This is a genomic window from Exiguobacterium sp. N5, assembly GCF_025842465.1.
Lineage (GTDB): Bacteria > Bacillota > Bacilli > Exiguobacteriales > Exiguobacteriaceae > Exiguobacterium > Exiguobacterium profundum.
Map to the genome: position 1 here is coordinate 1,120,489 of NZ_JAPAEP010000001.1, position 15,526 is coordinate 1,136,014.

Genomic DNA, 15,526 nt, shown 5'->3' on the forward strand with positions numbered 1-15,526 from the left:
GCCTGAAATACAAAATCGCCCTGATTCGAAAATCAGGGCGACTCAAACTCATTATTCTTCGTCCATAGAAAGAACAGACATAAACGCTTCTTGCGGGACTTCGACGGACCCGACCATCTTCATGCGCTTCTTACCTTCTTTTTGTTTCTCGAGGAGTTTCCGTTTACGTGAGATATCTCCCCCATAACATTTAGCCAAAACGTTTTTACGAAGTGCTTTAATCGTAGAACGTGCGACGATTTTAGTTCCAACGGCCGCTTGGACTGGAACTTCGAACTGCATCCGTGGAATGAGAGCTTTAAGCTTCTCAACAATGACCTTCCCACGTTCGTACGCGAAGTCACGGTGAACGATGAAGCTGAGGGCATCGACGATTTCGTTATTGAGCAAGATATCCATCTTCACGAGACGCGATTGACGGTAGCCGATCAACTCATAATCGAGAGACGCGTAGCCTTTCGTGCTCGATTTCAACTGATCGAAGAAATCATAGACGATTTCACTGAGCGGAATCTCGTACGTGATTTTGACGCGAGTCGTATCGATGTATTGCATATCGATGAACGTTCCGCGTTTCTTCTGGCAAAGTTCCATGATTGCACCTACGTAGTCGTTCGGTGTCATGACAGCCGCCTTGACGTATGGTTCTTCGATTGAATCAACCTTTTGTTGCTCTGGCATCTTCGATGGGTTATCGACGTGAATTACTTCGCCTGAAGTCGTCGTCACGTGATAAATTACCGATGGTGCCGTCGTAATCAAGTCGATGTTAAACTCACGTTCAATTCGCTCTTGAATGATTTCCATATGAAGCATGCCGAGGAATCCACAACGGAAACCAAAACCGAGCGCTTGCGACGTCTCTGGTTCAAACTCGAGTGCGGCATCTGAGAGCTGGAGCTTTTCAAGTGCCTCACGAAGATCATTGTACTTAGCCGCATCAATCGGATACAAACCACAGTAAACCATCGGGTTCATCTTGCGATAACCAGGTAGCTGACTCGTTGCCGGGTTTTTAGCAAGTGTGATCGTATCCCCGACGCGAACATCTCCTACTGTTTTAATGGATGCAGAAAGCGTACCAACGTCTCCTACGTTCAATTCTTTAACAGAGATCGGTTTTGGCGTCGACACACCGAGGTCCGTCACTTCGAACGTCTTGCCAGTCGCCATCATTTGAACTTTGTCTCCTACTTTGACTGAACCGTTCACGATACGAATCGATGCGACGACACCGCGGTAAGCGTCATAGTATGAGTCAAAAATCAGTGCTTGCAATGGTTCAGACGGGTCACCTGTCGGCGGAGGGACAAGTTCCACGATTTGTTCGAGAATCTCTTCAATCCCGATTCCCGCTTTTGCAGAAGTCGGGACCGCATCACTCGCATCGAGGCCGATGACGTCTTCAATCTCTTGACGGACCCGCTCGACATCCGCTGACGGCAAGTCGATTTTATTAATGACCGGAATGATTTCAAGGTCGTTATCGAGTGCTAAATAAACGTTCGCAAGGGTTTGCGCTTCAATTCCTTGCGCTGCGTCGACGACGAGAATCGCACCTTCACATGCCGCAAGCGAACGTGACACTTCATATGTGAAGTCGACGTGTCCTGGCGTGTCGATCAAGTGAAGAATATACTCTTCTCCGTCTTTCGCCGTATAGTTCAATTTGACGGCGTTCAATTTGATTGTAATTCCACGCTCACGCTCCAAGTCCATCGCGTCAAGCGTCTGCTCTTTCATCTCACGAGCCGTGAGTGCACCAGTCTTCTCAAGAATCCGGTCAGCGAGCGTCGACTTTCCATGATCGATGTGCGCGATGATGGAAAAGTTACGAATCTTCTTCTGACGATTCTCTAATTCTTGTTTGTTCATATATGGGTTCACCTATCCTTCTCATGCATACCGTGTCATTATATCAAAATCCTAAAGTAATGTGTACGACCTACTACAACAATACCACAGATAGTTTTCAGAATAATCATCAAGTGGTTGCTTTTCATATAACCGTTTGCTACAATTGTGCTTGTTCTGTTGAATGATTACTTGAAGTAATAAGAACATACACTTTCTTGTTTCAGGAGGTGACAAACAATGGCAAACATCAAATCAGCAATCAAACGTGCAAAAACTTCTGAAAAACGTCGTGTTGCGAACTCACAAGAGAAAGCGGCAATGCGTACAGCAGTAAAACGTGTTGATGCTCTCGTACTCGAAGGAAACAAAGAAGCTGCTCAAGAAGCTTTCGTCCTCGCTACGAAGAAGCTCGACAAGGCTGCATCAAAAGGTCTTATCCACAAAAACAAAGCAGGTCGTGATAAATCACGCCTCGCAGCTCGTATCGCTGCTCTCTAATTAGAGATCACACGAAACAGCCGCCTCCTATTCGGAGCCGGCTGTTTTTTTGTATACCATGATGTAATGAGGACCGATTTCAGGAATGTCGAATGGCTCTCCGATTCGTGTAAGCCCATTTCGTTCATAGAAACGGACAGCCACTTCTCTCGCATTACACCACCATGGACATCCCAGCTCATCATGGAGTGCCTGTAAAAATCGAGAGCCGATTCCTTGTCCCGAAAAATGAGGATCCGTCGCCATACCACGGAGTTGGAGCGGAATCCCCTCACCCTCGATTTGTTTCGGGGACATCATGACTGTAGCGACCGATAGCACTCGATCGCCTTCAACCCAAGCGAAGTGTCGCGTCGTCGGTGCCTCATCCCCTTCAAAATAACACGTCTCAACATCTTTTCCTGGTCTGAGCACAACATGACGGAGTGGAATCACGTCTTGAAGTGTCACTTGTTTGAATCCCATTCCCTCACCTCACAATAAGGCCAGTTGACAAACGAGCGTATCGAACACGATTTGTTTGTCACCACGTCCCGTTTTCATAGCTTCATCCGCGTCTGCAATCAAGGTCAGCGCTCGTGCGAGCTGAGCCTCGGAAAAGCCTCGGCTCGCTTGTGTCGCCAATTTGATTGTATACGGGTGGGCCCCGATTTTCGATGCGATTTGCTTTTCTCCATAACCTGCCTCTGTCAACTGTTTTGACAGGTACATGTTCCGATATTGTCTAGCAAGCAACCCGAGTAGTCCAATCAGTTCTTGCCCTTGTTTTTCTAAATCCCGAACCAATCGAAGCGCTGCATCTGCTTGACGTTTGACGAGAATCTCCGAGAGTTGAAAGACGTTATCTTCTAATGTACGGGGAACTAAATCATTCACAATCTCAATCGGAATCGTCGCACCCGTTCCCGCGTACAACTGTAGCTTCTCTAATTCACGAACCAACTTTCCCCAATCATCCTGACATAGGAATAAAAGACGCTCCATCGTAGAGCGCTCCATCTTTTGTTGTTCACGACTCAATGCATCGTTCACGTATCGCATCAGTTCGTTTTGGCTCGGTTTTTTCGCTTCGAGTACGATGGCACGCTCTTTCAAGCGCTTCACAATTTTTTTCCGCTCATCGAGTTTTTCTGACTCAACAATTAAGACAAGAACCGAGTAAGTCGCCGGTTGCACGACGTATTCCGCCAGGCGGTCGACATTGTGCTTTTGCTTCTCTTTCGCACCCGTTAAGAACTGGGCATTTTTCACGATAACCGTGCGATATTCACTAAAGAAAGGGACCGTCTCCGCTTCATCAAGCGCCGTATCGAGTGACGTCTCTTGAAGATCTAGTTGCATGACATCAAATTGATCACCGGATGGATTGGCCGCCTTCACGATTTCACGTTCCCACGTCTCTAACAAATATTTTTCGGTGCCATGGAGAACATAGACGCTCGCCAGTTTTCCATTATGTAACCATGGTTCATTCAAAACACACACCACTTTCACAATTTATTCTCATCTAAACATAGATTATCTTCCCATGATTCGCTATACTTATAAAGGAAGTATGATAAGGAGGGACCTAATATGCAAATCAACTCAGTACGCCCACCGAGTGAAAACCCGTTTGAAAATGACGTTCAATGCAAACGTAATGACGCTATCGACTCTGCGATCGGCTTCATCGTCCCATTTGGCTTTTTCTTCACGATTTTCTTCATCGGTGTCATCATCAAATTCTTAAGTCTATAAGTGTTCAAACGATTGCCCCGGGGGAGCAATCGTTTTTTAGTGTATCACATTTTATCCCGTACTACTCGATGATCCCCCGACACATGTTCTCTTCACAGACAATCATTCCATTCAAGTCGGTTCGATATAGACGTCTGCCCACAACCCGTCGTAACGTCTCTATGTGCGGATGTCCATATCGATTGTTCGAACCGACACTCGCAATGATCCATTCTGGATCGATTCGCTCAAGTAGTTCTTCCCCCGACGACGTGTTGGATCCGTGATGCCCTAATTTAAATACGTCGACGTCAAGCGTCGGTAACTCTGCTTCTCCCTCTATCGGCAAATCTCCTGTTAATAGATACCGCATGCCACCTACATTCATGTAAAGGCTAATCGAATGATCATTTTCATCTTCATGTCGCCGATTCGGTGCCACAATCCACATCCATGGCGTCGGACGATCGTCCGCCTTGAGATAACGGACCGATACATCATAGACCGCAGCTAAGTGTAGCAACTCTTCTCGTTTTTCAGCATTCGCCACTTCTTTTGATATCCAAAGTTCTTCCACCGTCACCACTTTCAATAATCCTTCTAATCCGCCGATGTGGTCATGATCCGCATGAGTCAACAGGACAAAATCAAGCGATCGCTCCCCACGTTTCCATAGATAAGGAGCCAATACATCTTCACCCGGGTCAAACGTGCTTCGCTTTTGTTCGTTTGGATCTTGAAATACGCCCCCTACATCAATGACACCAACCGTTCTTCCCGATTCTACGACGATTGCATCACCTTGCCCGACATCCAAGAAGGTCACCCGTGAGGATTCCGCCCATTCCGACCATCCCGCAATCAACCCACATGTCATGATGGCCGCCCCCCATCCGATCCAACGTTTTCGATTCATCAGCGTTAAGCTTCCCCACAATCCTAGCAACAATGCGATTTGCGACGGCAATGCCAGATCGTGCAACGGAAGCCAAGGTCGTAAATCATCGTGGAGGGCGAACATTCCATTGATCGCATCCAACACAATCATGAACAACGGGGCAATCGAAGGAATCAGCCATGTGACAAATGCGAGTGGCATGATGACCCACGAGATACAGATGGCCATCAAGAGATTCCATATCGGTGCCGCGACGGATAGAACCGGTTGAACTTGCCATAGAACAATCAACCCGAACAGCTGTGCGAAAATGGACAACTCCATGAGTCCTGTCCAGATTTGTCTCGTAACTAACAAAAAGAAGGTCATCCCGACCGTCAATTGGAAACCCAGATTCGTGAGAAGGAACGGTTGAACGGCCAACATGCCCGCCGCACACCAACTCAAGAGCCGAATTGGGTCTCGAACCGTCACACCGAATAGAGAGATAAAGAGTATCACATCTGCGACGACAACAGCTCTTGCGACAGGTGGAGAAAAACCAGTCATCCATCCGAATACCGTAATACTAAAGATCATCAATATCGTCTTCGTCTCACGTCGAATAGGGATCGGGTGCAACAATACGCGCATGGCCACAATCAACATGGCAATATGCGAACCGGAAATCACAAGAAGGTGAAGAAGGCCCGTCACACGATAAGAAAACGAGGTCTGTTCATCTAGCATTCGACTCTCCCCGAACAATAATGCCTCCATATATAATGCGACATCCTCACGATGACGATGCTCAATTTGTTGAAGTTGTTGTTCTTTCCAACGCAACAACCGACCGCCCCATCCTGCTGTCGGACGACACGCATCGATTCGTTTCACCTTTCCTTTGAAGGATACGTTTGAACTCAGCGCCCAATCCCGTTCATCAAATCCTCCAGTGTTTCGTAACGGTTGAAACGCCTCTACTTCGATTTGCATAAGGCACGTCTCCCCAGGTCGTCCGTGTTCTAATTCGCGTCCTCGTAAAACGCCCTGAAGATCGTCTACGTTCCCATATAGTCTTGCCGATTTACCATTTTCCTTTCGACTTTCGATTGAGAAGGCAATCGTGTCTCGCGATAACGATTCTATAGGGGTCGTATGGAACGATGCGATGCAGATGAACCCAATCACACCGGCTTTCGCATATAAGCCTTGCCCACGTCGTGTGACCAGATAAAAGACAATAGCGACCACAGAGACCCAATAGAATCCTTCTTTCAGACCGGTTACAATGAGTACCGCAAACAATGGAAACAGCGGCATCTTAAGGTACCAATAAATATGGCTTCATACTTTCTAATGTCTTTTCGCCGAACCCCTTCACATCACCTAGCGCTTCATATGTTTTAAATGGGCCGTTCGCTTTCAGATGATTTAAAATCGCCTCGGCTTTGGCTGGACCAATTCCTGGAACAGTCATTAGTTCCTCTTTCGTCGCACTGTTGACATGAACACCGTTCGTTTCGACCTCAGGACTCGCTGAGTCTTGCGAAATCGGTGTTTCTCCTTTTTTCGGCACGATGATTTTGACTCCATCAACTAACAACTGTGCTAAATTTAACTGCTCTGGGTCAGCTTCATCTGTCAGGACTGCCAAAGAGAGCACATCGCCCACTCTCGCCCCTTCTGGTACGGTATATACGTTCGGAGATTCAACCGCACCTGTCACATACACAACGAGCTCCATACGCTCTGGGGTCGTGGTCGGCGTGACCTCCTCAGGTTCCATGACGAACTCGTCCACCATTCGTTGCTCCGGTTCCTTTTGATAAAACAAATAGCCCACTCCTAAAAAAAGAACGACTAGGAGACCGATGACGAGTTGTTTCCATCTTTCCAAGCGAATCACCACCCTGTTCGACTGTTACGTTCAGTATGGCGAATCAGCTGTTTCGAAACACGTCTCATTCTTCCCCACAATCTTAACTTTAGGAAATGATTTGTTTGCATGTTCCATATCGCACTCGTACATGTAACGATATTCATCGACACAATTTCTATGAACAGGTTATAGAATGACGGAAAAAACGGAGACCATCACGTGGCCTCCGTTCCTACTGTTCACTGTTCGATTATTCTTCTTCGAAATGCTGAACCTGGTCAGCGAGTGCCGCTGCCTGTCCTTCTAACTCTTGCATCAATGTAAAGATTTGATCGAAGCTTGCCTGCTGTTCTTTCATCGAGGCTGCCACTTCTTCGTTTCCTGCGGCCAACTCTTCCGTCACCCCAGATACTTCTTCAACCCGACGCAAGACGTTGTTTACCTCGTTACTCGATGTGCGCATCTCTTGTTCGATCGTGCGTACGAACGAAGCGACGTGGTCTGTCCGTTCATGGATTCGGTTGAATGCTTCTTTCGTCAATCCGAACGCTTCTAATTGCGCCTCTTGCTCGCGTTTTGACTCATTCACCGTTTCCGTCAAACGGACGACTTCTTGCTGGATCGTCTCGACGACGTGGAAAATAGAGCGAGTCGCCTTGTTGCTCTCTTCCGCCAACTTCTTCACTTCACTTGCTACGACAGCAAATCCTCGTCCCGCTTCTCCCGCACGGGCTGCCTCGATTGCCGCATTGAGGGCAAGTAAATTCGTCTGAGCCGCGACGTCTTCGACAAGCTTCGCCATCGCCTCAATCTCAGCCGTTTGTCGTGCAAAGTGGTCCATTCGCGTGACAAGCACTTCATTCCGTTCGCTTGAACGATCTAAAATGTGCTCCTGGTCCGTTAATGTTTCAATTCCAGCCGCTACTTCACGTGTCATTTCTGACGTTTCTTCCGTCGTTTGTTTCGTCTGGTTCAAGCTCGTCTCAAATGAAGTTGCCATCGTATGCACTGAGCTGAGCGTTTCTTGCAACTCATTTGCAATCGACTGTGCTCCGTGTGCCATCTCATCAACTGCGTTCGTGATGTTAGATGTCGTACTCACGACCGCTTCATTTTCTGCTGCGGCTGTTTCGGTCATCCCGTTCACTTTCATTGATGTGACTCGGATTGACCCGATCACCGTCTGAAGAGACGCCGTCATATCACGCATGGCACGTTCAAGACGTCCGATTTCATCATTGCGCGTCGACTCAGGCAACGTGACGAGACGTCCGGCTGCAATCGCTTCGGCCACCTTGACATTTTTTTCGAGTGGTCGAGTAATCGAACGGGCAAAGAAGAAGTTATAGATTCCGAGCGCAAGAATGACAAGAATCGTCAAAAGGACCGAAATCAACAAGAGACGTTCCGTCTCATTTGCCGCCTCTACTTGAAGCGCTTCATAGAATGAACCGTTCTTTGCAATCAACGTATTGATATCATTTAACAAACCTTCTAGTTTCGCTGCCTGGATCCGAGCTCCGATACCACCTTCAAGTGCCGACTCGACATCTTCGTTCACCTGTTCGTACTTCATCGTGGCACGGTCTAAATGATTTGAAAATGCCGGAATCAAATAAGACTGTTTTAAATCATCAAATGTTTCCGCGTTCGTCACACGGATGCGCTCTAGTTGAGTCAATGTAGATTGGTTCGACTGTTCGCCAAGTGACGTCCAGAGTGACTGCTCTTGTAAGAGTGACGTTTCAAGTTGAGACAATTCAATCATTTGACTCCCATATTTCTCGTTATACGTTTGCAAGCGATTCAAAGTAGACAAGACATAACTCATCATCAGTACGACTAAGATGACAGTGAACACAGTTGAGAAGATAAAACGTTTACGTAAACTCATTTAAGTGTTCCCTCCTTCAACTGGCGTTCTACTGATTCATACTCTGATGTTTCTTTTTCATCCCATTGAATGCGACGAAGTGGGGCCAAGCCTACGCCACCTTCCTCAATTCCAAGAATGACATGTTCATTAAACGGTTTTTCGGTCACACGACCCGCGATTTCCACAATCGCCAAATCGACTTGTTTCAACATCGACGTCACAACCGCATCCGGTGCAATCATCGATTGATCACTATCGACCCCGATTGCCTTGACGCCGTATTTTTCAGCCGTCTCGAGTACACCGACTCCTGTAAGTCCAGCTGCAGCATACAGAACATCTGCTCCCGCTTTAATTTGTTTCTCAGCGAGTTCGCGACCGAGCTCTGGTGAAGCAAAATCATTCGAGAAATCAACGAGCATCTCGACATCTTCGTTCACCGCTTTAGCGCCACGTTCAAATCCTGCTTCAAATTTTTGAATAAGTTCCATATCCATCCCACCGATAAATCCAATCGTATCGGACTCTGTCTCAAGACCAGCCACTGCGCCGGCGAGCGTACTTCCCTCTCCCTCTTCGAACGTGATACTCAAGACGTTCGGAAGTTCGGACACGCCATCGATCAAAGCGAATTGCTGTTCCGGATGTTCAGCCGCTACGGCCTCTAAGTCTTCTTGACACGCAAAACCGAGACCGACAATTACGTCATGTCCCTCTTTTACCAATTCTTCAAAACCAACTTTGTATGTCTCCGTTTCGGATAGTTCACGATAATCAACGAACCAATCGCCCGTTTCACGTAGCTCACCCATTCCACGCATAGCTGCGTCACTGAACGATTGGTCCCCGAGACCAACGTCAGATAGAACAACTCCCATCGTCTGTCGTTCATCGACAGTGGCACTTGGATTGTCGATAACTGACTGACAACCGGACAACCAAAGGGTGCAAGCCGTGATTGTACTGAGCATTATACTTTTCTTCATATATTCAATACTCCCTCTCTCTAATGGTCTGACAACACTTATATCGACCGAGAAAGGGTTATTCTACATTATTTTTTTTAAAAGTTGTGGCAATAAAAAAAGCCATAGACATCGTCCATGGCTTCTTACACTTATTCTTTTGAAGCAGCAACCGTCGTATCAGCTAATTCACGCTCCGGTGTAGGAGCTGTTGCAACGTTCCCTTTCCCCGCAAAGTTCTCGAGCAAGTCTTTCATATCAATGCCCGAAGAAGCTTTTAATGTTTGTTGAAGCGACGCCATGAGGTCGGTTGCGTAACCTGTCACTTTCCCGGCACCGCCGTTTTGACCGCTCCCCGTGTCGACGACCGTAATTTGATCGATGTTTCCAAGTGGCGATGCAATTTCTTTCGCATAATCAGGAAGCATCTTGACGACCATATCGAGAATCGCAGCCTGCCCGTATTGCGCGAAGGCTTCGGCAATCTTCTCTTTCGCTTCCGCTTCGGCAAGACCGGTCAAGCGGATAATTTCAGCTTCTGCCTCACCTTTCGCACGTTCAGAATCCGCTTCTGCAAGACCTGCCAAACGTACGCGTTCCGCATCGGCTTTCGCCTGTGCTTCAATACGATACTTCTCTGCATCCGCACTTGCGATTTGACGTGCCTTATCCGCAGCGGCAGACTGTTCAATCGAGTATCGATCCGCATCGGCTTTTTTCTTCACTTCTGAATCATATTGTTTCTCACGACGCATGATTTCTTTCTCTTCGAGCTCGATTTGCTTTTGACGCTCGATAATTTGAACTTGCATCTGCTGTTCAGTGACTTCTTGTTTCGCACGCGCTTCCTCAAGCTCATACGCTTGGTCGGCCCGCGCTTTGGCAACATCTTGCTCACGGCGATAAGCCGCAATCCGAAGTTGGTTCTCTTTCTCAGCTTCCGCGATTTCAGACGCACGCTCAAGCTCGGCCTTCTTCGCATCTTTCATTGCTTCCGCCTGTTTGATGCGCGTCTCTTTATCCGCTTCTGCTGTCGCGATATCAGCATCACGCTTCACTTGGGCGATACGAGGTTTCCCTAGCGATTCCAAGTATCCGTTCTTATCTCGAACGTCTTTGATGGTGAATGATACGATGACTAGCCCCATCTTCGCTAAGTCTTGTGATGCAACTCGTTGAACTTCTTGCGAAAACTTGTCACGGTTCTTATAGATTTCTTCAACGGTCATAGAACCTAAAATCGAGCGCAAATGGCCTTCTAACACTTCTTTCGCTTCATTTTCACGTTCAATCTTCGGTTTTCCGAGGAACTGCTCAGCCGCTGTCGCGATTTCACTGATTGATCCGCCGATTTTAATGATGGCTGTTCCGTCTGCCATGACCGGGACACCCTGTTCTGTATACACTTCAGGTGTCGTGACCTCTAATTTGCTTGAGAGCAAGCTGAGCGGTTCTGCTTGCTGGAATACTGGGAAGACGAATGTCCCGCCGCCACGAATGATTTTGACGCGGTTACCGGATGTATCGCTATGTACATTTTTCTTGCCTAAATAACTACCTGTCACAATCAGTGCCTCATCTGGTCCGACTGTGCGATATTTTAGTACGAATACAAACACAAGTGCGAGAATGATGACCCCGACGATAATGCTGACTAAAATAGCCGTATTCATGTGTTATATCTCCTCTCGAATTGTAGGTTCGTCATATGGCATGACGATTGCGATATTGCCTTTTACTTCAATGATGACTACCCGATGATCTGTCGAAATCGATGTACCGTCTAAGCTTTGAGCCGTCTTTAAAAGCGATCCCGTCACTGTCTCAATCAAGACTTCACCGTATCCGCCTTCAGGAATGGGCACGGTCAATCGTCCGACACGTCCAACTAATGCCTCATCCGTCAAACCAATGGACTCTTCCGCATTTGAGAGCGGTAAGAGAACAAACAAATAGAGAAGCGTCGTCAGAGCAAGAGACCCGACCAATGCGACAGCGAGCCCAATCATCGGGGAAACGTGAGCCAATGCGTTTAAGATGAGCCCAATTCCTGCCCCTAGTGCTAAGAAAGATAGGATGACTGCAGGGTTGAACCAACCTTCAAACATATCGAACGCATCGGAAAACATCATGTAAATAAAGGTTCCAAGACCAGCGATGATCAACACCCACCAATAAAGTTGATCGATTGCCTCCATTACCACCCCTCCTGTCGACGTTTTTGTTCCATCATCAGTACGCGTCGAAGTTGTTCGACTTCTAATGCAAGCCGATCTTCAATTTCATCCCACTCCGACAGTGATGAAGTGGATAAGTCGTTCACTTCTCGAACTCGACCAATGGAACGTTCAATCCGTCGCCGATTGTATATGTCGACAAGTTCTTGTCGTTCGAGTCGCATCCTGTTTAAAAAATATTCCACTTCTTTTTGAACTTGAACGACTTGATCCGTCACGCCCTCAGAAGAATCTTGCATCAGTAGCCGACGCACTCTCACTTGATGAGCTACTAATTTAGCAATTCTCGACTCGAGTTCGAGAATGTGCTTGTATAATTCCTCTACCTCATCTCGTTGCGTGTCATCGCGCCACCACACGTCCACCTCACCTCACTTTTCTCTACTCACCTCCATATACGATAAAACCTCATCTTCGGTTTCAAAAAATCATAAAAAAATGTAAAATGAATTTGCCAGACAGAAAGGAAGTGCTCATGTTGGGCAACCAAGTCATTAAGCTATCAACCGCATCACAAGAAAAACTAAAAAAGATGTACCATGAGTATGCAGTCGCGCCACCACCATATGCGACATTCAGCGCCAAGACACCAGGATTTGTCGTAACGGTTTATCAATCAGGGAAAGTGATGTTCCAAGGAAAAGATGCTGAGACCGAGGCAGTGAAATGGGGACCGCCTGCTGAGAAGAAACAAGCATCCGCACCGAACACCCTCTTACCTGAAGGATTTTCAAGTTGGTCTGTCATTGGAAGCGACGAGGTCGGAAAAGGAGACTACTTCGGACCACTCGTCGTCGTAGCGGCTTTTGTCTCACGCGATCAAATCGCACTCGTCAAAGAACTCGGCGTGAAAGATTCCAAACAGTTATCCGACCCTGAAATCATCCGGATTGCGAAGGATTTACACGCTACGATTCCTTATCAAAAAGCGACACTGCATAATCCAACATATAACAACATGCAACGGACGATGACACAAGGTAAAATGACCGCCATCGCCCATAATGCTGCACTTCGAGCGTTGCTTGAGAAAATCGGACAGAAACCCGATGCCATTCTAATCGATCAATTCGCAGAGAAGTCGGTATACTATCAACACTTGCGGGCAGAGCGCGATATCGTGCGCGACGATGTCTACTTTTCAACCAAGGCAGAAGGTCTTCATGTCGCCGTCGCAGCTGCTTCCATTTTAGCTCGCGCCTTCTTTTTAAAAGAAATGGACAAACTAAGTAAACAAGTAGGATTGACCCTCCCGAAAGGAGCAGGAGCAAAAGTCGACCAAGTCGCCGCTCAAATCATTCGAGGTCATGGACAGGATTATTTACAAAAGATTGCTAAAGTCCATTTTGCGAATACAAAGAAAGCCATCAACTTGAATGAACGTCGTTTGTAGAGCTTCGACATCAAGTATGATATACTCGTTTTACGGTTAAATGAACTTAAAATTTTTGGAGGATAGCGTTCATGTTGCATTATAAAACCTACACGATTAGTGATGACCATCCTTGGGTCATCTTTATACATGGGGCCGGAGGAAGTTTATCGCATTGGTATCGCCAACTTCGTCCCTTCCGTAAAAAATATAATGTCCTGCTCGTCGATTTACGCGGTCATGGCGGTTCATACGATGCTGAACAGTCGCTCAAACAACCATTGAATGCCTATACGTTTGATGTCGTTGCCAAAGACGTGATTGAAGTCATGGATCACTTAGGTATCGAAAAAGGGCACATGGTCGGTCTTTCTTTAGGGACGATTGTGATTCAGGCGATGTTTGAGCACTATCCGGATCGAATCGCATCAGTCGTCCTCGGCGGAGCCATTGTAAAATTTAATGTGCGCTCCACGTTGCTCATCCGACTTGGTAGTCTCGTGCAAAACTTCGTCCCCTATATGTGGTTATATAAATTATTCGCATGGATTTTACTCCCGAAGAAGCGTCACAAGAAGTCTCGGATGATGTTCGTCCGCGATGCGGCGAACTTATGTCAACGTGAGTTTATCCGTTGGTTCAAGATGACGGAAAATATTAATCCTTTATTGAATCAGTTCACTTCGATTCAAACGAACGTCCCGATTTTGTATATTATGGGTGATGAGGATTATATGTTTCTTGAAGCTGTCGAGCGGACAGCGAAACATCAACCGACAGCCAATGTTGAAATCGTTGCAGACTCTGGTCATGTGGTCAATGTAGACCAACCCGATCAATTCAATGCATTGTCGATGAATTTTATCGACGATCAGATTCAAGCACGCTCATTACAAATGAGCTAATTCAGGACGCCACTAGGCTTCCTGAATTTTTTTGTGTTTATTTTCAGAAAATATTGATTATTACAAAAATAGATGGTATTCTTTAGCAAATCCAACGAAGAGGAGATGCTCGAAATGTCCAATCCCGTACATATGAACAGCCTGCTGATTATTATTCGACTGAGGGACTGAAATCGTTTTGTTTTCAAAAAACGACTTTTCAGGCCCTTGTTCCCGTGGTAATCGGACAGGCGCCTGCAGGTTGAAACCGCGCCTATCCTTGATGGATAGGTTTTTTTGTTGACATAAAGATATAGAGGAGATGATGGAAGTGAAGCAGTATATGATGGATCGAATGGTAAAAATTTCAGCAGGTATGGCAAATGCCGTACTCGTCACGCTCGGTGTCGGTTTATTGATTGAGACAATTGGTAATTTGAGCGGAATCGCGATGCTCGTACAGATTGGACAAGTCGCCAAATCATTGTTGGCACCTGCTTTAGGCGCTGGCGTCGCGTTTCAACTCGGAAGCAACACGCTCATCCTATTTAGCGCCATGATTGCTGCAACCATTGGCGGTGCAGCTTTAAAAGCGTCAGAAAGCGGACTCGTCCTCGTTCCAGGTCAACCGATTAGCGCACTGATTGCAGCGGCTGCCGCTGTATGGCTCGGAAAACGTGTCCTCGGCAAAACAAAGTTTGATATGATGGTCGTCCCGGTCACAGCCGTTTTAGGTGGCGGCATTGTTGGGGTTGCTGCGGCAGCGGTCACGACTCCTCTTATCAACTCAATCAGCCAAGGGATCACCGCATCTGTTGAAACTTCACCGATTGCCACATCTCTTGTCATCGCACTTGTTTTCAGTGTCATGCTCATGTCGCCTGCATCATCTGCCGCACTCGCCATCGCGCTTCAACTTGACCCTGTCGCTAGCGCCGCTGCCTTGATCGGTTGCTCTGCTCAATTTGTTGGATTTACCTTAATGGCATATCGTCAAACCGACCCAGGTGGATTGGTCGCCTCATTCTTTGTCACACCGAAAGTGCAGTTTCCGAATATCATCAAAAACCCACGAATCGTCGTCCCACCGTTTATCGCCGCGATGATTTCCGCACCGATTGCTACTTTGATGTTCTCACTCCAAGTCCCATATGAAATTGCGGGTCTCGGGCTCAACTCCTTGATTGCCCCGCTTCAGATTTTAGCGGTCCAAGGGTTGGATGCCTTTCTCATCTTCACGATGACCGGCGTCGTACTCCCTGCACTCATTACATGGGCTCTTTATCGTGTGACGAGTCTTGTCGGATGGACCAAGTTCGGCGATCTCGCACTTGAGATTCAATAATAAAAGGAGCGTTG

The 15,526-nt window shown here is 47.0% G+C and carries 15 protein-coding genes; 5 read left to right on the top strand and 10 right to left on the bottom strand.

The genetic code is table 11. The features are described 5' to 3' along the window. Positions 1-51 precede the first annotated feature (51 nt). Entirely contained in the window at positions 52-1,875 is a 1,824-nt protein-coding gene (gene lepA / locus OKS35_RS05830; RefSeq protein ID WP_196430887.1) for a translation elongation factor 4, read from the bottom strand. A gap of 219 nt (positions 1,876-2,094) precedes the next feature. Between lepA and rpsT the strand changes: the two genes are divergently transcribed. After that, positions 2,095-2,355 carry a 30S ribosomal protein S20 gene (gene rpsT / locus OKS35_RS05835; RefSeq protein WP_012726675.1) on the top strand — a complete coding sequence of 87 codons (261 nt, stop codon included), beginning with the start codon at positions 2,095-2,097 and terminating at the stop codon, positions 2,353-2,355. A gap of 27 nt (positions 2,356-2,382) precedes the next feature. Here the strand turns inward: rpsT and OKS35_RS05840 are convergent, their stop codons facing one another. Then, a complete protein-coding gene (locus OKS35_RS05840; RefSeq protein WP_264092645.1) occupies positions 2,383-2,820 on the bottom strand; it encodes a GNAT family N-acetyltransferase in 438 nt (145 codons plus the stop codon). A gap of 9 nt (positions 2,821-2,829) precedes the next feature. Next, positions 2,830-3,840 carry a DNA polymerase III subunit delta gene (holA, locus tag OKS35_RS05845; protein ID WP_264093061.1) on the bottom strand — a complete coding sequence of 337 codons (1,011 nt, stop codon included), beginning with the start codon at positions 3,838-3,840 and terminating at the stop codon, positions 2,830-2,832. A gap of 90 nt (positions 3,841-3,930) precedes the next feature. Between holA and OKS35_RS05850 the strand changes: the two genes are divergently transcribed. Then, positions 3,931-4,095, top strand: coding sequence for a YqzM family protein (locus tag OKS35_RS05850; protein ID WP_012726678.1), 165 nt, complete (start codon positions 3,931-3,933; stop codon positions 4,093-4,095). A gap of 61 nt (positions 4,096-4,156) precedes the next feature. Here the strand turns inward: OKS35_RS05850 and OKS35_RS05855 are convergent, their stop codons facing one another. The 7 genes from OKS35_RS05855 to OKS35_RS05885 form a co-directional block, all read right to left on the bottom strand. Continuing rightward, positions 4,157-6,274: a DNA internalization-related competence protein ComEC/Rec2 gene (locus OKS35_RS05855; protein ID WP_264092646.1), complete on the bottom strand. Its 2,118-nt coding sequence runs from the start codon at positions 6,272-6,274 to the stop codon at positions 4,157-4,159. 1 nt (position 6,275) lies between these two features. Then, entirely contained in the window at positions 6,276-6,851 is a 576-nt protein-coding gene (locus tag OKS35_RS05860; protein WP_078147171.1) for a helix-hairpin-helix domain-containing protein, read from the bottom strand. 232 nt (positions 6,852-7,083) lie between these two features. After that, on the bottom strand, positions 7,084-8,727 hold the full coding sequence (locus OKS35_RS05865) for a methyl-accepting chemotaxis protein (RefSeq protein ID WP_264092647.1): 1,644 nt from the start codon (positions 8,725-8,727) through the stop codon (positions 7,084-7,086). Then, a complete protein-coding gene (locus OKS35_RS05870; RefSeq protein ID WP_214781540.1) occupies positions 8,724-9,695 on the bottom strand; it encodes a BMP family lipoprotein in 972 nt (323 codons plus the stop codon). The genes OKS35_RS05865 and OKS35_RS05870 overlap by 4 nt, the downstream gene beginning before the upstream one ends. Before the next feature lie 131 nt (positions 9,696-9,826). Then, positions 9,827-11,347, bottom strand: coding sequence for a flotillin family protein (locus OKS35_RS05875; RefSeq protein WP_074036561.1), 1,521 nt, complete (start codon positions 11,345-11,347; stop codon positions 9,827-9,829). Between the two features lie 3 nt (positions 11,348-11,350). After that, entirely contained in the window at positions 11,351-11,872 is a 522-nt protein-coding gene (locus OKS35_RS05880) for an NfeD family protein (RefSeq protein ID WP_214781542.1), read from the bottom strand. Beyond that, positions 11,872-12,270, bottom strand: a complete 399-nt coding sequence (locus tag OKS35_RS05885; protein ID WP_214781544.1) for a hypothetical protein — start codon at positions 12,268-12,270, stop codon at positions 11,872-11,874. The genes OKS35_RS05880 and OKS35_RS05885 overlap by 1 nt, the downstream gene beginning before the upstream one ends. A 119-nt stretch (positions 12,271-12,389) precedes the next feature. On the opposite strand from OKS35_RS05885, the gene rnhC reads away from it, so the two are divergent. From rnhC to OKS35_RS05900, 3 genes are all read left to right on the top strand, one after another. Continuing rightward, the gene (rnhC, locus tag OKS35_RS05890) at positions 12,390-13,304 is read left to right on the top strand and encodes a ribonuclease HIII (protein ID WP_413815719.1); all 915 of its coding nucleotides are present in this window, start codon (positions 12,390-12,392) and stop codon (positions 13,302-13,304) included. 71 nt (positions 13,305-13,375) lie between these two features. Next, positions 13,376-14,188: an alpha/beta fold hydrolase gene (locus OKS35_RS05895; RefSeq protein WP_078147177.1), complete on the top strand. Its 813-nt coding sequence runs from the start codon at positions 13,376-13,378 to the stop codon at positions 14,186-14,188. A 301-nt stretch (positions 14,189-14,489) separates the two neighbouring features. Then, complete coding sequence (locus OKS35_RS05900; RefSeq protein ID WP_074036553.1) at positions 14,490-15,512, top strand: PTS transporter subunit IIC; 1,023 nt, start codon at positions 14,490-14,492, stop codon at positions 15,510-15,512. The last annotated feature ends 14 nt before the right edge of the window (positions 15,513-15,526 follow it).